Genomic DNA, 18,688 nt, shown 5'->3' with positions numbered 1-18,688 from the left:
TGTTACAAGTTTATTGAAAAATAGCCGATGGAGTATACATCTATTTGTTGTGATTCAAGTGGGTTATTTATTTTTATTTATTTTTTTATACCTAGCAAAAAAACAACTCGATAGAAACTTCTTACTTTACAAAGCGCAACCATACAATCTCAAGAATAGATATCTATTTTCTAAAATAATGTTCTAGACTTTGTGCTATCAACAATACAAAGCATACTGGGCTTCATATGCACAATTTTGCTCATTAAATGCTCAGATTATCATCCTGCTCGTATCGCTTGTACACGTCTTTTGTCGAGCTCAACACGTATATTCGCTCCGCTAAAACCATCGGCGATGACGTCCTTGGCTGTGATGCTCTGAGCACGTTGATAGGCTGCTAGGAAAATATCTTTTTGTGGGTAAGGTTCATTTTCCAGTCCTAATCGGCCGGCATGATCGGCCTGGCAACAAAGGAGTATGTCATGGAATCTTTCTTGTTTACGCCAAGCATCAAGTTTATTGAGCACTTTTAATTTTGTTGCTGGTTTAAGCTCTGCCGCGCGGTGGATATTAGTGTGCTGCTCGCAAACCAATAATGCCAGCTGTTTGAATTCTTTTGGTACACGAAGGCGCTCGCATAGGGCTTCTATGACGTTCAAGCCCGTGTGTTCGTGCATTTTATGACTTGGCCAATTTTCTTTTGCGGTTAAGCCTTTGCCCAAATCGTGCAACTGAGCGGCAAAACGAACGGTGGGGGAGCTAGACAGCTTTGCTGCTTGCTCTGCGACCATTATGGTGTGTACTCCGGTATCGATTTCTGGGTGCCACTTTTCAGGTTGTGGGACGCCAAATAAGCAATCAATTTCCGGAAGGACAATCTTAAGCGCGCCACATTGTTTTAAGGTAGACAAAAACACGTGTGGGCTTTGGGTATTTAATGATTTATACCATTCCTGCCAGACTCTTTCGGCAGTCAAATGATTCAGCTCGCCTTGGCTGCTCATCATTTGCATCAATGCCATTGTTTCTTTGGCGACCGTGAAGCCAAGGTGATGAAGTTTTGCGGCAAAGCGAGCCACTCTGAGCACGCGCAGCGGATCTTCGCTAAAAGCTTCAGAGACGTGGCGAAGCACTTTATTGTTAATATCTTCTTGTCCGCCATAAGGATCAACGAGTTGACCAGAGCTATCTTGAGCGATGGCGTTGATAGTGAGATCGCGTCTGAGTAAATCTTCTTCTAGCGTGACATCGGGTGAGAAGTAGCACTCGAAGCCAGTATAGCCAGACGCGACCTTTTTTTCCGTTCGGGCGAGGGCATATTCTTCTTTATTTTTGGGGTGAAGGAAAACGGGAAAGTCTTTGCCTACAGGAAGAAAACCATGGGACTGCATTTCCTCAGGGGTACTGCCAATGACCAACCAGTCTTTATCATGATTGTCGAGGTTGAGTAGTTGGTCTCGAACTGCTCCACCAACTAAGTACGTTTTCATTTGATGTCCAATCTGCCCGAAAAGTGATGTTGAATTGCGTCTACGCCTAATCAAAGTATAGATTGGCGTTAAGGCGAGCTTTTGATATTTAGAATACAAAATGGCCACGTTGTCGTGGCCATATGGTCAATAGTGTCTTCAGTGCCGCCGTTAGTTGACCCAACCTGGGTGGCTCTTCTTACGGCGAGGGATAAGATGTGGAAGCAACAAGCCGAAGATCAGACCGCCACCTGCAACACCACCGCCATACATGAAGTATTTCATCAACAAATCTTCTTTCTGAGTGTCAATGCGAGCGCGAAGTTTGCGGATTTCAGTTTGAGAGGCCGTCAGCTTCTGGCTGATATCACTGTAGTTTTGCTCTAACTCAGAAATTTGCTGGTTGCGAGCGGCTAATGAGTTAACCAATCCCGCTTTCTCACTGTCTGAGTTCGTTTTGGCATCCGCGAGCTGTTTTTTTACATCCGCAAGCTCTTTCTCAAGCTTAGGAAGTCTCACTGCCATGCTTTCTTGTGTCGTCACAAAGCGACTTTCTACCCAACCAGTGCGGCCTTTTTCATCGATGATTTCTGTGTAGCCAGTGTCTTTATCTACTTTTAGATATTGCACTTTTTGTCCAGCGTCAACACTGCCAATAATGCGATACTGGTTACTTGGGCCTGAGTGTATATAAGTAAATAATTTGTCTGCGATATATCTGTCTTGTGCAAATGCAAGAGGGGCAGTTAGCATTGAGACTAAAACGACGCAAATCAGCTTGTTCACGGTAAATCCTTTAACTTTTCTTAAATTTTTGTATTTAACGGCTCATTCGCTTAGTACTTTAGCAGTGAAACGAGCAATTAAATAGTAGTAGATATACCTTCAGGTAACTTAGGTATTGTCTTATTTATCTGGGTGTTGAGTTACAGCTGAAATAGTAAGAAGTTTCTGAACGTAGTGCAACAAAGAAGGGAGGCAAAACCTCCCTTTCTGTGCGTTTGAGTCAATAATGACAGTGTATTAACACTCCATTGACCTGACTTAGCTGAATACTGCACGGATTGCGTAGAAAAACACAACCGATAGCAGAGCGCCCGCTGGTAGCGTAATAATCCAAGATGCAACGATGTTACGTACTACGCCAAGGTTCAATGCTGCGATACCACGGGCAAAGCCCACGCCAAGTACCGCACCAACGAGTGTTTGAGTAGTAGAAATAGGTAAACCCGTTCCAGACGCTAATACGACAGTTGAAGCGGTGGCTAACTGCGCTGCAAAGCCTCGGCTTGGGGTAAGTTCAGTAATACCGGTACCCACAGTCGCCATTACACGGTGTCCCATGGTGGCTAGGCCAATTACGATACCAATACCACCCAGTGGCAGAATCCACCAAGCAATCGCACTTTTTGATGCAACGGTACCTAGCTGAGTCACGGTTGATACTACGGCGGCAAGTGGGCCAATCGCATTGGCTACATCGTTTGAGCCGTGCGCAAATGCCATTGCACAAGCCGTTACCACCATTAGGATGCTGAAGATACTCTCAACGCCAGCAAAACCATGATCATCTTCGCGGTTAGCAAATTTCTTTTGGATGTAGAGGTAGCCACCAATCATTACTAGGGCAGAAATGACGGTTGCCCAGATCCACGCTTCCACATTAGTAAGATGCAAGCCAACGTGAGTTAGGCCTTTTTTGATGGTGACCAGAGCAATGACCATTGTTGTGATGAACATGTACACCGGAACAAATCTTTTGGCATTCTCTAGAGGTTTTTCGGTATCAAATATTAACCGCTGCGCACTGACAAAAATCAGATAGGCAAGGAAACCGGCGATGATAGGTGTCACGATCCAACTGCCTACAATACCTTTAAAAGAGCTCCAGTTTACTGCATCTGAGCCCACAGAAACGCATGCGAAGCCGATGATAGCGCCGATGATAGAGTGTGTGGTAGACACAGGCCAGCCCATGTAAGAGGCGATAAGAAGCCATGCACCTGCAGCAAGCAATGCCGCTAACATGCCGTAGACCAAAACCTCAGGATGGTGGGCGAAAAGAGAAGGTTCAATAACACCTTTTCGGATGGTGTCGGTGACTTGTCCGCCTGCAAGATAAGCTCCTGCAAACTCGAAGACCATTGCAATTAAGATCGCTTGTTTTACGGTTAATGCTTTTGAGCCCACTGAAGTGCCCATGGCATTTGCCACATCGTTAGCCCCGATACCAATAGCCATTAAAAGACCAAAAACTGCTGCCAATGAAATCAGGACTGTGCCGTAATGCGCAAGGATTTCCATCGTATTACCTAGTTGTTAATAACATACACAGCAAAACAAGGCACAACAGAGCCTAAGAGCGAAGTGTTGGCTTTGCTCGCGAGCTCTAGAGGGTGATTGTTTTGCTTTTATTTAAGTGGTTACCTAAAAATTTAAGAACGAGAAAGCATTACTTCTAAACGAGCACCAACGCGCTGCGCTTGATCGGCAATACCACCAACCCATTCCAAAATTTTGTATAAGAACATGACATCGATAGGGTTGTATTTCGACTCAATAGCCATCAATTGCTGGCGTAGTTCGATTTGCATCGCATCGGTGTCGTCTTCAATCACATCCAGTTGATGGATCATTTCAGCCACGAGTGTTACTTCACGACCTTTAAATCCAGTTTCCAATAGTTCATCAAGCTCGTTGATGACTTTCTGCGCTTGATCCGCTGCATCAAGGCAACGTTTCACATACGCAATGAAGTTTTCTTGCAATGGTTCAGGTATCACTAATTGACGGCCAAAAACGCGACCAGCGATATCTTTTGCTAGATTGGCGAGCTTATCTTGTTGAGTGAGAAGCTCAAGCATGTCGCTTCTGTCCACTGGCATGAACAAACCGCGAGGAAGTTTTAAACGAATTTCACGTTTTAAAACGTCGGCTTCTTTTTCCAAATGTGAGATTTGTGCGCGAATTTCGCCCGCTTTTTCCCAGTCACCTTTTGAACTGACTTCAAAAAAGTTAACCAAGTGCGAGGCACATTCGTTGACACAAACTATGTGACGTTGCAAAGGCTTAATAGGGGACTTTGCAAATAACCCTAAAATAGTATTTACTGGCATGGTTGTTCAACCTGATTAATATAACCTTAAAATAACATACACCATTCGTGGTGAAATGTTGAACGATGGCTATAAAGGCGCGCATGGTAACTCATAACATCGAACTTTAAAATAGTTTTAAATCATCTTCTCAAAGATATTTGTTTCTTGCTCCGCTGAAAGTTTGGCAATATGCTGTTGCCAACTGCTTGGAAAGGTAAAGATATGGAAACTGAGATAGAACTGAAGTTTTTGGTCTCCGCGGATTTTTCTCAATATTTACGCAAAACAATTTCTCAAAAAAAGGTCCTTCAGCATAGCAGCAAAGTGCTGGAAAACACCTACTTTGACACTCCAGAACATTGGTTACGTCAACACGATATCGGTTTGCGTATCCGCCGTTTTGATGATGTGTACGTGCAAACTGTAAAAACGGCAGGACGCGTGGTGGCTGGCTTACACCAAAGGCCAGAATATAATGCCGAGCATATCAACAATACGCCAGATTTATCTTTACACCCTGAAGACATTTGGCCGGATGACACCAATATCGATGAAGTTCAATCGAAGCTAATTCCCCTATTTACCACCAATTTCACTCGCGAGCAGTGGTTGATTGCCATGGACGATGGTAGCCAAATTGAAGTGGCTTTCGATCAAGGTGAGGTGGTGTCTGGTAATAGACAGGTGCCGATTTGTGAAGTGGAACTGGAGCTAAGATCGGGTCAAACCGATGCGCTATTTTCCCTTGCCAGAGTTATCTGTGAGCCAGGCGGGGTTCGTCTTGGCAACGTAAGTAAGGCAGCCAAAGGCTACCGTTTAGCACTCAATGCTAGCTGCAATAAAGTTAAGCCATTGGCCATCGTGCAAACTAGAGAAGAAGACAGTATTGAAAAGTGCTTTATCCACTCATTAGAGCATGCACTAAAGCACTGGCAATATCATGAGCAAATCTACGTTGAGCAGCCTCAAATCGACGCATTATTGCAGATTCGTCATTCGGTCAGCTTTATCTTGCAGATCCTCTCAACCTTCGCCAGCGTGGTGCCGAGAAAAGCCAGCGCAATATTGAGGCAAGAGTTGAAGTGGATGGAACAAGAGTTTGTATGGTTAGACGACAGCACGCATTTGCAAGGTTTAATGGCAGAAAAAGGCCATGCGCTGCGTAAACTAGATGCACGCAAACCGATTTTGAAAGCGTTAAATAGCAAATACCAAACTCTGCCTTCTCATGAAGACATGCTGGCGCTAATCTGTTCTGCTCGATATACGGAGTTGTTATTGGATGTCAGTCGTTGGGTACTTACTCGAGGCTGGAGGCCATTTTTAGACGATAAATCGGAATCCGAGATGTCGAGCAATGTGCACTATTTTTCTGTGCGTCAATTGGACAGAGCATGGGGAGAGCTATCAGAAATGTTCACCCCTGAGCTAAGTTTGTCGCGCCAAGATTATATTGAACAAAGACCACTGCTTAAGCGCAACTTATATACAGGGATCTCGTTTGCCAATTTATTTGATGTGGAAGAGCGTGACCAATATCGATTGCCTTGGGCCGATCTTCTGCAAGGAATTGAAGATCTGCTCATGCTCGAGCCAATGCAAGAGCAGTTAAGTAAATTGCAGGGTGAGGAAAAGGAACAACTTAATCGCTGGCTATCGCGCAAAGAAAACTCGATTCTTCATGCCATGGAGCAAACCCGTCAAATTTGTTTGGAAGCGATCAGATATTGGCAGCATTAACCGAGATCACTCTGCTTGAGTTTTATACTTAAGTTTCATTCTCCAAAGTCGATAAGACAAAAGTAGCCATGCCAAACTCACAATTTAAAACCATACGGTTTTTGTGAGTTTAGTGATCCCTAGCGTTCTGGCTATTCTTGCTTTTGTTATATCCTATCTCTTTTATAAGCGATACGAATGGATGACCAATAACAGATGAGTTATTGGGTTTTAGTGACAGTGGAGAACGACAATGACGACAATGGCATTTAAACCATGGGAGCGAGTGATCACCGATATTCGCTTGGTCCCGAAAATGGTTATGCTCATGGTGTTTAGCACCATCCTCATCATCATAAAGCAGCTTTGGGATGCAAGCACCTTTTACGATTCACTTCTGGCTGCAACCCAAAATGCCGATCTTGCTCAGAAACATTATGAAGCGTACTTACTTCAAGGGGTATGGCAAACCGTAGTTTTGATCGTCATCTTTGTCATTTTGCTCCTCGCTGCCGCGCATATCATGTTGCGACAAACGCAATACATCAGTCATTCGATACGCCAAATGGCGAGTAAAAATCTGTCCGTTCCAATTCGTATGGACTGCAAGGACGAATACGGTGATGTCGCGAGAGAGCTTGAAAAAACTCGCCAGCAATTACAAGAAATGATCAAAATGCAGATCGATTCGTCAAATCAGTTAGCTGGGCTGACAGAAAGCATGACACTGAGTATGTCTGAGACCAAACAGTCAGCTCAAGAAGAGTTCAATGAAATAGACCAACTAGCGACGGCTATGAGTGAAATGAGCTCAACCGTTCAAACCGTTGCTGATCATGCGAATAATGCTTCCTCTTTAACTGAGCAAGCGTCTAAACAAGCACAAACCGGACAACAATTTGTCCAAGGTACCGTGGCAAAAATCAGTGAGCTTTCTGAAGACATCTCTTCTTCGGCACAGGCGGTGAATGAAGTGGAACAAAGCGTTGACTCGATTGGTAGCGTGGTTGGGACAATACAAGGCATTTCTGAACAAACTAACTTATTAGCCCTTAACGCCGCGATTGAAGCCGCGCGAGCAGGAGAAGCAGGCCGAGGTTTTGCTGTGGTTGCAGATGAGGTGCGAAATCTAGCTCAAAGTACACAAAATGCTACCGTAGAAATCCAAGACATGATCAGTCAGTTACAAAATAGTGCCAAGTCTGCGGTGTCTTTGATGGAGAAAAGTGTTGAAGAGGCAGCAGAGGGCGTTAATTTGGTAACGAACGCTGGCAATGAGCTAGATGGTATCGTTGGTCAGGTAAATCAAATTAACGATATGAATTTCCAAATAGCGACCGCTGCGAGCCAGCAAAGCAGCGTTGCGGAAGAAATGAATCAAAACCTCACCAATGTTCGCCAGTTAGTCGAAGCGTCGGTAAACGTAGTCGGAGAGCTGTTAGACACATCAGAAGTGATGCAAAGAAATGCCGAAGAGCTGGATCAAAAGATAATGTCGTTTACGGTTTGACGAGAGACACAATAAACGCCCGCACGGGCGTTTTTTAATGCTTCTGGGTTGGGTATAGTAGGTTTCTATTGCGCTTAAAGACAAGGAAAGACAATGCCACTTCCTAACGAGCTGATTCCTCATTCAAAGTCGACTATACAAACCTTAGCAGACGCTCACCCACAGATTTTCTCTTCATGGCCGAAAATCAGGCAAGACGAACTGAATTATGTGGTGGCGTTGAGCCAGTTTGTTACCGAGACTTTGCGTAAAGATGAGGTGCTGTGCCACACCTTACCTCAAATGCTGGAGCAAACGTCTCGATCAGAGCACTATCGAATTGACTTAAAAAATCAGTTGGCGACCTGCCATAGCGAAGATGAAGCGTACCGAGTACTGAGACGGTTTCGTAATCGAGAAATGGTGTATATCGCTTGGCGGGATTTTAATCAGTCGTGGTCAGTAGAAACCAGTTTGTCTCACCTTTCACTGTTGGCAGAAGCGCTAATTTTTGAAACCTACCAATGGCAGTATCGCTTGTGTTGTCAAGAATGGGGCACACCCAGCAACGAAAGTGGTGAAGCTCAACCTATGCTGATCATAGGGATGGGCAAGCTTGGCGGCGGGGAGCTAAATTTCTCATCAGATATCGATCTCATCTTCACCTATCCAGAAAATGGACAGACCCTTGGCGCACGCCGCAGTCTTGCAAATGCACAGTTTTTTACCCGCTTGGGGCAAAGGATTATTAAAGCACTGGCTCACCATACGGTGGATGGATTTTGCTATCGCGTAGACATGCGCTTGCGCCCGTTTGGTGAAAGTGGCCCATTGGTCATGAGTTACGCTGCACTAGAGGACTACTATCAAGAGCAAGGGCGAGATTGGGAACGGTACGCCATGATCAAAGCCAGGGTGATGGGGCGTGAAATGTTTAGCCAATATCAAGAGCTTAGGCAATTGCTCCGGCCATTTGTTTTCCGCCGCTATATTGACTTTAGCGCCATTCAAGCACTGAGAAAGATGAAAGCCATGATAAGTCGCGAGGTGCGCCGCAGTGGCATGGAAAACAACATTAAACTTGGCGCAGGTGGGATTCGAGAAATTGAATTTATCGCCCAAGTCTTTCAGCTCATTCGTGGTGGACGTGAACCGGGGTTAAGGCAACGAGGTTTATTGGAAACCCTAGATGCGATTGAGTCATTGTCCTTACTAGAACAAGGTGAAGCGAGCTCATTAAGACAGGCTTATCTCTTTTTAAGGCGGTTAGAAAACCTGCTACAGGCACTTGATGATAAACAAACTCAAACCCTTCCGACAGAACAACTGGAGCAACTCAAGCTTGCCACAGCAATGGGCTACCAGAATTGGTCAGCGCTGATGCATGAGGTGCAATCTCATATGGCGGCAGTTCATCAGGTCTTTGAACAGTTAATTGGGGATGAAGCGCAAGATTGCACGGATATTGCGCCTTTTTATCAGGATCTTTGGGAAAGAACGGATAGCCCAGAAACGATTCTTCATGTGTTGCAAGAGGATATTGGCGCGGCAAAAAGTGAACAGATGGCGCAACAAGTCATCCAATTTAGTCAAGACTTAGCGAAAAGGACATTAGGGCCACGAGGAAGGGAAGTGCTGAATCGCTTAATGCCGAAGGTGTTTTCCCGGGTATTTGCGCATAAAGACGCGGAGTTCGGTTTGTCACGCGTATTACATTTGTTAAACAAGATAGCGACTCGAACGACTTATCTTGAATTGCTCGATGAACACGATGCGGCGCTAGGTCAGCTGGTTCAATTGTGCACTGCAAGCCCAATGATATCTGAGCAATTAGGTCGTTATCCTATATTGTTAGACGAGCTGCTGGATCCACAGCAGCTTTATAATCCACCTCCCTTTTCTGCTTACAAAGCAGAGCTGAGTGACTACCTCGCGCGCATTCCCACTAGTGATATGGAGCAGCAAATGGAAGCCCTGCGCCAATTTAAGCAGATCTGTATGCTGCGTATCGCTGTTGCTGATATTGCGGGGGCTTTACCGATAATGAAAGTCAGCGACCACCTTACCTATTTATCTGAAGCGATTGTGGCAGAAGTGGTCCAACAGGCTTGGTCACAAATGATAGAAAAGTACGGTGAACCTACTCATATCAAAGATAAGCAGGACAAGGGCTTTGCCGTGATTGGTTATGGCAAAGTGGGTGGTTGGGAGCTTGGCTACAATTCTGACTTAGACTTAGTCTTTATGCATAATTGTCCCTCTGATGTCTATACCGATGGGCAAAAAGAAATCGATGGAAAGCAATTTTACTTGCGACTGGCACAGCGCATTATCCATATTTTTTCTGTGCGCACCTCATCGGGCATCTTGTATGAAGTGGACACTCGGCTGCGGCCATCAGGAAGCTCGGGTTTGTTGGTTATCTCATCGCGAGCCTTTGATGAGTACCAAAAGCAAGACGCGTGGACATGGGAACATCAAGCCTTGGTTCGTGCCAGAGTGATTTGGGGCGATCAAGATTTAACCCAGAGCTTCCAGCAAACTCGTGCAGAGGTACTTAGCGCAACTCGTGAATCCACTGAGCTTAAAAAGAAAGTGGTCGATATGCGCCAGAAAATGTACCAGCATTTAGCGGCGAAAAAGCCAGGCCGATTTTTGCTTAAGCAAGACAGTGGTGGGATCACAGACATTGAGTTTTTAGCTCAATACTTGGTGTTGCAATTTAGCTCAGAGAAGCCAAAACTCACTGAATGGTCTGATAACGTGCGCATTTTCGAAAGTATGGTGGCACAAGGGGTGATGGAACGTGATCAAGCAGAGCAAATTACTCAGGCTTACACCTCTATGCGAGATCAAATTCATCACAGAAATCTACTCAATTTGGATGCCGATGTTGCACAGGACAAGTTCCAACCGCAGCGCGAAGTGGTGCGGCAAGCATGGCAAGAATGGTTGGGTGAGAGCAATAGCTAGCGCTCTTTCGTGACTTGAGCTTATATTCTGTTAAAATTCTGCGCAGCAAATAGGCGCTAGGTCTTTGCCCTAGGCCAACTGTCCAAATATTATGGAGAACGAGAATGAAACCAATCCTACCTGATTACAGTGACTCAGGCGTGCTGATTATCGGTGATATTATGCTAGATAGATACTGGCACGGCCCAACTGGGCGGATTTCACCTGAAGCTCCTGTCCCTGTGGTTAAAGTAGAGAATAATGAAGAGCGTCCAGGCGGTGCGGCAAACGTGGCCATGAACATCGCATCATTAGGAGGACATGCTCATCTGGTTGGTTTTACAGGGATTGATGAGCCAGCCAAAACGCTTAATGAAATCCTGTCTTCGTTGAAAGTGACTTGTGATTTTGTCTCACTGCCGAACTTTCCAACCATCACCAAACTACGTATTTTAAGCCGTGGTCAACAATTGATTCGCCTCGATTTTGAAGACAAGTTTGACAATATTGATGAAGAATTGGTCCTGTCACGTATGGAGCAAGCACTGCCCAAAGTAAAATCCGTCGTACTGTCAGACTATGCCAAAGGAGCGCTGCAGCACGTGCAGCGGTTTATCCAGAAAGCGAAAAAAGCTAACGTACCCGTTTTTATTGACCCAAAAGGGGCGGATTTTGAACGCTATCGCGGCGCAACGTTACTGACACCAAATATGTCTGAGTTTGAAGATGTGGTGGGTAAGGTCGACTCTGTGCCGGACTTGGTTGAGAAAGGGTTAGCGCTGATTGAAAAATTCGATTTTGAGGCGTTGCTCGTTACCCGTAGTGAACATGGTATGACTCTACTTCAACGTGATAAAGAGCCTTTGCATTTGCCGACTCAAGCCAAAGAAGTATACGACGTCACAGGTGCTGGAGATACGGTGATTTCGGTGTTAGCGGCTTCGGTTGCATCGGGTAAACCTCTTGATGAAGCCTGCGCGCTGGCCAATGCTGCTGCTGGTGTCGTGGTCGGTAAAGTAGGGACCTCAACCGTGTCTACCATTGAATTAGCAGAAGCGGTGCATGGTAGCCAAGACAGTGATTTTGGTGTGGTTGAAGAACAGGAACTGATTGCCGCCGTGAAACGTGCTCAAGAAAAAGGCGAAACCGTGGTCATGACCAATGGTTGCTTTGATATCTTACACGCCGGCCATGTTTCTTATTTAAATCACGCCAGAGAATTGGGCGATCGCCTTATTGTGGCGGTGAACACCGACGAGTCGGTAAAAATGCTGAAAGGGCCTGGCCGTCCAATTAATCCAACAGATCGCCGTATGGCGGTGCTAGCCGGTCTTGGTGCGGTGGATTGGGTGGTGCCTTTTAGTGAAGAAACGCCACGACGATTAATTTCTGAAGTGCTACCGAACCTATTGGTAAAAGGCGGGGACTACAAACCTGAAGACATCGCTGGGGGTAAAGAAGTGATTGCTGCCGGTGGTGAGGTGAAAGTGCTTAACTTTGAAGATGGTTGCTCAACGTCAGAGATCATCGATGCGATCAAAGGTGGTAGAGGCTAACTCTGTTGCTTAGGCTAACAGTATAAACAAAAAGCGCTTGCCATCTGGCAAGCGCTTTTTTAGGTCTTATCTATCTTATTTCTTATGTGGTGCTTTTTTCTTCGCTGCAGCAGCTTTGGCTTTTTCTGCCTTTTCAGCGGCTAGCTTTTGTTGAGCCGCTTTAGTGGCAGACTCCAATCCAGCATTGACATCTAAGATATCTTGCTCGCTTAAAATACCCACGGACTCTTTAAGCTGTAGCACATTCAAAATGTAGCTATAACGAGCATCGGCCAAGTTTTCATTGGCTTGATAGAGGCTTTGAGTGGCACTAAGCACATCAACAATAGTACGAGTACCTACTTCAAATCCCGCTTCGGTGGCTTCTAGAGAGGACTTAGCCGAAATTACCGACTGCTTGTACGCTTGAATGGAACCAATAGACGCATTGACGTTGTTGTAGTACAAGCGTACGTTTGCCACAACAGAGCGGTAAGTAGATTCAAGATCTTGGCTTGCAGCAATGTAATTGTATTCAGCTTGCTTAGTTAAGGAAGTGACACTACCACCTGAATAGATTGGCACACTCAGTTTCAATCCAATGTTAGCTTGATCCTTGTGATAATCGGTCGTTGTTCTTGAACCGTCACTTTGTCCCGCGTTGGTATAACCGCCTTCCAGAGAAAGAGTGGGCAGATGGCCAGCTTCTGCATTCTTTATATCATCGCGCGCAATATCCTGCGAAATACGTGCCGCGAGTAGGCTTAAGTTTTTCTTTTTCGCTTCAGCAAGTAATTGATCAAGGCTCTCTGGTAGCTTGTTAGCAGAGAAACGCTGTGTATCTAATACTGAAAGATGAGAAGGTTCTTGACCAGTAATTTCTCTTAGTCCTTCATAACTATTAACTAGATCATTTTTTGCGGTAATTTCATTAGCAAGAACCGTATCGTAATCGGCCTGAGCATTTTGTACATCGGTAATGGCTGATAGACCTACATCAAAACGCTGCTTAGTTTGTTCTAGTTGACGACCGACTGAGGCTTTTTCTGCTTGGACAAAAGCTAAGTTATCTTTGGCTTTCAACACATCAAAATAAGCGGTGGCGGTGCGCATCATCAGATCTTGTTGCGCTGCTGCGTAGGTTGCATCTGCTTTACGTGCATTTTTTTCTGCTGTAGTCAGATCAATCCAGCTAGAGCGATTATAAAGGGTTTGTGTGAAACCGAGTGTTGAAGTCCAAGTATTACCAGCAAGACTACCTGAATCTGCTTGAACTGTACTCACCTGGCTACCAGTCACTCTATCTACTTGTCCAGTTAGATTTATTTGTGGTAGTAATGTTGCGCGCGTAGAGTTAACCGCTTCCACCGTCGAATCACGAGTGGCTGCAGAGCTTAGGAGAGTGGGGTCATTATTTTTTGCTTGGTTATAGATCTCGGTGAGATTCTCGGCCCAAGACGATGTACTGACGGTGCCGATTGCCGCACTGATTAACAATGGAAGCAGTTTTTTCATTTGTCCTATTCCTGCTAAATATATTTTAGGGATGCATCTGAGAGTGTAACCGAAATTGATGCTATTTTATCCGGAATTTAATACTTTTTACAATTAATTGTCCGCTTGGGCAACAAATTTTTTTAACATATTTAAATTTTTCTACAATCTTTGTATCAAAAGTTGAACTAAGTCCTTTATCGTTTTACCTTAATCTCAGTAAACTGTACCCAATAATATCCAACTCATTGTCTAACTTCACTTGGAATATCGTATTTTAAGGTGGTTTGGTTGTACACAGCTAATTTGAGGTAAAAATGCGACATTCTAAAGAGTCCCGTGCTTCGTTTGGTCCGCAAGACATCAAGATAGTGTCAAAGGAGCCGTTATATTCTGGTTTCTTAAAGATGGTGAAGTATCACTTTCAACACAAATTGTTTAATGGTGGTTGGAGTGCACCATTAGAAAGAGAGCTGGTAGAGCGCGGACACGCTGTGGCGGTATTGCCCTACGATCCAAATACCGATCAGGTAGTGATAGTTGAGCAGATAAGAGTAGGCGCACTTAATGATACTAGCCCTTGGCAGCTGGAAATTGTTGCTGGTGTCATCGATACCGATGAGTCTTCAGAGCAGGTAGCGATACGAGAAGCTGAAGAAGAGGCAGGTATTGAAGTCACTAACTTGCGCAAGATCACTTCCTTTTATCCGTCTTCTGGTGGGTGTTCAGAAAAGATTGATGTATACGTCGGAGAAACCGATGCGTCTACTGCACATGGCATTCATGGTTTAGACTATGAAGGAGAAGATATAAAAGTCCATGTGATGAGCCGCACGCAAGCATATCAAGCGGTTGAAGCTGGAATTATCGAAAATGGGGCGTCAATCATTGCCTTGCAATGGTTGCAATTAAACTACGAGTCTATACAAAATCATGGCTAATACCGCACTGAATAACTCGTATCACGTTGACCTTGCTGAGCTGATGCGTGTGTACGAAACCAATTATGCAAAGCTGAACGCGTTGCTGCCAAGTGACGCTCAGGTGGGGCATATTTGTTGTTATCAAGCGGCGAACATGACCTATCAGCTGCAAGTGGGGGAAATCACAAAGTACACAACTCTTGTTGATATTTGTCAAAGTGATGACGTCCCAGTGTTCCCATTACCAAAAATGTCTGTCAGGCTCTACCACGATGCCCGTGTAGCAGAAGTGTGTAGTAGTGAGCACATTCAACGAGTGAAGCCCATTTATCATTACCCCAATGATAAAATGCTCCAAAAAGACGAAAAAGCGCAACTGAATCGCTTTTTAGGAGACTGGCTGTCATTTTGTCTTAAGCATGGCATCAGTAAAACAACAATATTATAAATAGTTAGCATTGAAATTTAGGTTTCTAAGTTATGAAATTGCCGTTAAGGTCAGCACATCAAAGCAGCATAAAGTTATTGCAGATCACCGACACGCACCTTTTTGCCTCGTCAAAAGATTCTCTATTAAGTGTTAACACCGGGCGAAGCTTCCAAGCGGTTATCGATGCCGTTGCGCAGGAAGGTTTTGATTTTGATGCGATTATCTCGACAGGAGATATTTCCCAAGATCACACTGAGGGCTCTTACCAAAAATTTGTTTCGGGCATTGCTAAGTTAAAGCAGCCATGCTTTTGGCTACCTGGCAATCACGATGAAAAAACGGCGATGGACGCTATTTTTCCAAACAGTCAAATATTCCAACACAATCACGTCCTGCTTGGTGAGCATTGGCAAATGATTTTGCTGGACTCGCAAGTTGTGGGTGTGCCTCATGGCCGGCTAGAGTTGGACCAGCTAGAGCTGTTAGAACAAAAGCTTGCGCAGCATACGAATAAACATAGTTTAGTGTTATTGCATCATCATTCTATTTCGGCTCAGAGTGCTTGGCTGGATCAGCATATTCTTAAAAATCATGATGAGTTTTGGCGCATTTTGGCGCGATTCCCTGCGGTGAAAGCGGTTGTTTGCGGGCATATTCACCAAACATTGGACAAAATGGTGAATGAGGTTCGAGTATTGGCAACACCTTCAACATGCGTGCAATTTAAACCTGTGTCTGATGATTTTGCCCTCGATACTGTTCCTCCTGGTTGGAGAGAGTTAGAGCTTCATGCTGATGGCTCCATCACCACCCAAGTCAAAAGATTGCAATCGGGGCAGTTTTTACCTGACTTTGATGCGTCGGGTTATTAATATTAAGCCCGATATGTCCCTAGCCTAAGAATTCTAAACATGAAAAAGTCTTTGTTGTTGTATATCCATGGTTTCAACAGTTCTCCTTTATCGCTAAAAGCGAATCTCATGCAGCAGTTTTGCCAGTCTCATCGCCCTGATATTAAAGTGGTGATCCCAAAACTGCCGAACTTTCCCGAGCAAGCGTCCATCGTGCTTCGCGATTTAGTCGAAGAGTACCGCCACCAGTATCAAATTGGATTGGTTGGCAGCTCTCTAGGTGGCTATTTATCGGTATGGCTTAATGAGCAATATGGCTTTAAATCTGTATTGGTGAACCCCGCTGTTAAGCCTTATGAGCTGCTCGCTGATTATCTAGGGGAGCAAACCAACCCTTACACCAATGAAACTTATTGTTTAGAAACGCATCATATTGATGAGCTTAAACAGCTTGATGTGGCAACTATCGCGTCACCTTCAGATTTTTGGTTGTTGCAACAAAAAGAGGATGAAGTCTTAGATTATCGCCAAGCCGTAGAGCGATTCCAAGGGGCGAAACAAACGGTTGAAGAAGGGGGCGATCACAGTTTTGTTGATTTCGAGCGTTACCCGGAGAAAATCGTAAGTTTCCTAGATTTATAATGTTTTGCTGTTGTTAATAGAACAGAATCTGGAAATTCGATAAATCCTATACTTTGCAGGGTAAATTTGTGATGGTAATCTCTGCTTCTAACTATGCTGATACTGTTTTCATCTCTTTTGACTATAAATTAATTCGCAAACAGTATCGATTTGCCGCTCTATTTTAATTGATCGATGAGTGTGCAAAGCTACTTACATTTTTCTAATTAAGCATTCCGTATTATGACTGAACAATATAATGCTGGTGCCATTGAAGTTCTTAATGGTTTAGAGCCAGTACGTCGCAGACCAGGGATGTATACGGATACAGCGCGCCCAAACCACTTGGGCCAAGAAGTGATCGACAACAGTGTCGACGAAGCGCTTGCCGGATATGCTTCCAAGGTTCAGGTGATTCTTCATGCCGACCAATCACTAGAGGTGATTGATGATGGGCGAGGAATGCCAGTGGATATACACCCCGAAGAGAACGTCTCAGGCGTTGAATTGATTTTGTGCAAGTTGCACGCAGGGGGAAAATTTTCAAATAAAAACTACCAGTTCTCTGGTGGTTTACACGGTGTGGGTATCTCGGTCGTTAACGCCCTTTCCAAACGAGTGGAAGTTGTGGTTCGCCGAGATGGCCAAGTGTACGAAATCGCGTTTGAACATGGTGAAAAAGTTTCGGATTTGACCGTGACTGGCACTTGTGGGCGCAGAAACAAAGGGACCAGCGTACATTTTTGGCCAGACAGTCAGTATTTTGATTCAGGTAACTTCTCTGTTACTCGCTTGCTCAATAACTTGCGGGCTAAAGCCGTATTGTGCCCCGGCCTTGAAATTACCTTTAGCGATAAAGTGAATGGCAACGAGCATCGTTGGTATTACGAAGATGGCCTAAAGGATTACCTGGCCGAAGGGGTCAAAGGTTACACCTTGATTCCAGAGCAGCCTTTCACTGGTGAGTTTTCTGCTGAAACCGAAGTGGCGAACTGGGCGGTGGTGTGGCAGCCTGAAGGCGGTGAGATGATCACCGAAAGTTACGTGAACTTAATTCCTACTGCTCAGGGTGGTACGCACGTTAACGGCCTTCGCCAAGGCTTGCTAGACGCCATGCGCGAGTTTTGCGAATTCCGCAACTTGTTGCCTCGTGGTGTAAAGCTCACCGGGGAAGACGTTTTCGACCGCTGCTCCTACGTGCTGTCAGTAAAAATGCAAGACCCACAATTTGCTGGCCAAACGAAAGAGCGCTTATCTTCACGCCAAACTTCTGCGTTTGTCTCTGGGGTGGTGAAAGATGCATTTAGCCTTTGGCTTAACGAAAAGCCGCACCTTGCAGAGCAGTTGGCTGAAGTGTGCATTGCTAATGCTCATCGACGCATGCGTGCCAGCAAAAAAGTGGTGCGTAAGAAGGTTGCTTCTGGTCCAGCATTACCTGGCAAACTCACTGACTGCTCGGTACAAGATCTCAACCGAACTGAACTATTTTTGGTCGAGGGTGATTCGGCTGGCGGTAGTGCGAAACAAGCCCGTGATCGTGAGTTTCAAGCAGTGATGCCGCTGCGAGGTAAAATATTAAACACCTGGGAAGTCTCAGCAGATCAAGTGCTTGCTTCACAAGAAGTTCATGATATCTCTGTTGCCTTAGGTATTGATCCCGATAGCAGTAATCTTGACGCGTTACGTTACGGCAAAGTATGTATTCTTGCTGATGCGGACTCCGATGGTCTGCACATTGCAACTTTGTTGTGTGCGTTGTTTACTCGACATTTCCGTGCGCTCGTTGAAGCGGGGCATGTTTATGTGGCTATGCCGCCACTGTTTCGTATCGATTGCGGTAAAGAAGTCTATTACGCACTCGATGAAGAAGAAAAAGAAGGCGTGTTAGAGCGGTTGAGTAAAAAGAAAGCCAAGATCAATGTTCAACGTTTCAAAGGCCTTGGCGAAATGAACCCGCTTCAGTTGCGTGAAACCACAATGGATCCCAATACTCGTCGTTTGGTGCAACTAACCATCGACGATGATGAAGCGACAGTGGAAATGATGGATATGCTACTGGGTAAAAAGCGTGCCGATGATCGTCGGAGTTGGTTACAAAATAACGGCGATCTGGCAGAGGTGTAAT

13 protein-coding genes and 1 pseudogene are annotated in these 18,688 nt (G+C 45.0%); 9 read left to right on the top strand and 5 right to left on the bottom strand.

Annotated elements, in window-relative coordinates; genetic code table 11:
• Positions 1-260 precede the first annotated feature (260 nt).
• From M9194_RS08725 to M9194_RS08710, 4 genes are all read right to left on the bottom strand, one after another.
• Entirely contained in the window at positions 261-1,472 is a 1,212-nt protein-coding gene (locus M9194_RS08725; protein ID WP_250612246.1) for a multifunctional CCA addition/repair protein, read from the bottom strand.
• A gap of 150 nt (positions 1,473-1,622) precedes the next feature.
• Positions 1,623-2,237, bottom strand: coding sequence for a TIGR04211 family SH3 domain-containing protein (locus M9194_RS08720; protein WP_250612245.1), 615 nt, complete (start codon positions 2,235-2,237; stop codon positions 1,623-1,625).
• Positions 2,238-2,495: 258 nt separating this feature from the next.
• On the bottom strand, positions 2,496-3,755 hold the full coding sequence (locus M9194_RS08715) for an inorganic phosphate transporter (protein ID WP_250612244.1): 1,260 nt from the start codon (positions 3,753-3,755) through the stop codon (positions 2,496-2,498).
• Positions 3,756-3,886: 131 nt separating this feature from the next.
• Entirely contained in the window at positions 3,887-4,567 is a 681-nt protein-coding gene (locus tag M9194_RS08710) for a TIGR00153 family protein (protein ID WP_250612243.1), read from the bottom strand.
• Between the two features lie 204 nt (positions 4,568-4,771).
• Between M9194_RS08710 and M9194_RS08705 the strand changes: the two genes are divergently transcribed.
• From M9194_RS08705 to hldE, 4 genes are all read left to right on the top strand, one after another.
• A complete protein-coding gene (locus M9194_RS08705; protein WP_250612242.1) occupies positions 4,772-6,289 on the top strand; it encodes a CYTH and CHAD domain-containing protein in 1,518 nt (505 codons plus the stop codon).
• A gap of 232 nt (positions 6,290-6,521) precedes the next feature.
• Positions 6,522-7,778, top strand: coding sequence for a methyl-accepting chemotaxis protein (locus tag M9194_RS08700; protein WP_250612241.1), 1,257 nt, complete (start codon positions 6,522-6,524; stop codon positions 7,776-7,778).
• Positions 7,779-7,871: 93 nt separating this feature from the next.
• Complete coding sequence (gene glnE, locus M9194_RS08695; RefSeq protein ID WP_250612240.1) at positions 7,872-10,730, top strand: bifunctional [glutamate--ammonia ligase]-adenylyl-L-tyrosine phosphorylase/[glutamate--ammonia-ligase] adenylyltransferase; 2,859 nt, start codon at positions 7,872-7,874, stop codon at positions 10,728-10,730.
• Between the two features lie 104 nt (positions 10,731-10,834).
• Entirely contained in the window at positions 10,835-12,265 is a 1,431-nt protein-coding gene (gene hldE, locus M9194_RS08690; protein ID WP_250612239.1) for a bifunctional D-glycero-beta-D-manno-heptose-7-phosphate kinase/D-glycero-beta-D-manno-heptose 1-phosphate adenylyltransferase HldE, read from the top strand.
• A gap of 159 nt (positions 12,266-12,424) precedes the next feature.
• Here hldE and tolC read toward each other — a convergent pair.
• Positions 12,425-13,759, bottom strand: a pseudogene (gene tolC / locus M9194_RS08685) (outer membrane channel protein TolC); the annotation flags it as partial.
• Positions 13,760-14,055: 296 nt separating this feature from the next.
• Between tolC and nudF the strand changes: the two are divergent.
• From nudF to parE, 5 genes are all read left to right on the top strand, one after another.
• Positions 14,056-14,679, top strand: a complete 624-nt coding sequence (nudF, locus tag M9194_RS08680; RefSeq protein WP_250612238.1) for an ADP-ribose diphosphatase — start codon at positions 14,056-14,058, stop codon at positions 14,677-14,679.
• Positions 14,672-15,109 carry a DUF1249 family protein gene (locus M9194_RS08675; protein ID WP_250612237.1) on the top strand — a complete coding sequence of 146 codons (438 nt, stop codon included), beginning with the start codon at positions 14,672-14,674 and terminating at the stop codon, positions 15,107-15,109. Before nudF ends, M9194_RS08675 begins: the two co-directional genes overlap by 8 nt.
• 32 nt (positions 15,110-15,141) lie before the next feature.
• Positions 15,142-15,963, top strand: a complete 822-nt coding sequence (gene cpdA / locus M9194_RS08670) for a 3',5'-cyclic-AMP phosphodiesterase (RefSeq protein WP_250612236.1) — start codon at positions 15,142-15,144, stop codon at positions 15,961-15,963.
• 39 nt (positions 15,964-16,002) lie between these two features.
• Positions 16,003-16,584, top strand: coding sequence for an esterase YqiA (yqiA, locus tag M9194_RS08665; protein ID WP_250612235.1), 582 nt, complete (start codon positions 16,003-16,005; stop codon positions 16,582-16,584).
• 222 nt (positions 16,585-16,806) lie between these two features.
• Positions 16,807-18,687 carry a DNA topoisomerase IV subunit B gene (parE, locus tag M9194_RS08660; protein ID WP_250612234.1) on the top strand — a complete coding sequence of 627 codons (1,881 nt, stop codon included), beginning with the start codon at positions 16,807-16,809 and terminating at the stop codon, positions 18,685-18,687.
• Position 18,688: the final 1 nt, after the last annotated feature.

The sequence above is a fragment of the Vibrio sinus genome (genome assembly GCF_023634645.1).
Classification (GTDB): Bacteria; Pseudomonadota; Gammaproteobacteria; order Enterobacterales; family Vibrionaceae; genus Vibrio; species Vibrio sinus.
This window is presented reverse-complemented; position numbering and strand designations above follow the sequence as displayed.

Coding starts and splice junctions, on each gene's coding strand:
- M9194_RS08725 (WP_250612246.1), bottom strand. CDS start 1,472: ATGAAAACGTACTTAGTTGGTGGAGCAGTTCGAGACCAACTACTCAAC.
- M9194_RS08715 (WP_250612244.1), bottom strand. CDS start 3,755: ATGGAAATCCTTGCGCATTACGGCACAGTCCTGATTTCATTGGCAGCA.
- M9194_RS08710 (WP_250612243.1), bottom strand. CDS start 4,567: ATGCCAGTAAATACTATTTTAGGGTTATTTGCAAAGTCCCCTATTAAG.
- M9194_RS08705 (WP_250612242.1), top strand. CDS start 4,772: ATGGAAACTGAGATAGAACTGAAGTTTTTGGTCTCCGCGGATTTTTCT.
- M9194_RS08700 (WP_250612241.1), top strand. CDS start 6,522: ATGACGACAATGGCATTTAAACCATGGGAGCGAGTGATCACCGATATT.
- glnE (WP_250612240.1), top strand. CDS start 7,872: ATGCCACTTCCTAACGAGCTGATTCCTCATTCAAAGTCGACTATACAA.
- hldE (WP_250612239.1), top strand. CDS start 10,835: ATGAAACCAATCCTACCTGATTACAGTGACTCAGGCGTGCTGATTATC.
- nudF (WP_250612238.1), top strand. CDS start 14,056: ATGCGACATTCTAAAGAGTCCCGTGCTTCGTTTGGTCCGCAAGACATC.
- M9194_RS08675 (WP_250612237.1), top strand. CDS start 14,672: ATGGCTAATACCGCACTGAATAACTCGTATCACGTTGACCTTGCTGAG.
- cpdA (WP_250612236.1), top strand. CDS start 15,142: ATGAAATTGCCGTTAAGGTCAGCACATCAAAGCAGCATAAAGTTATTG.
- yqiA (WP_250612235.1), top strand. CDS start 16,003: ATGAAAAAGTCTTTGTTGTTGTATATCCATGGTTTCAACAGTTCTCCT.
- parE (WP_250612234.1), top strand. CDS start 16,807: ATGACTGAACAATATAATGCTGGTGCCATTGAAGTTCTTAATGGTTTA.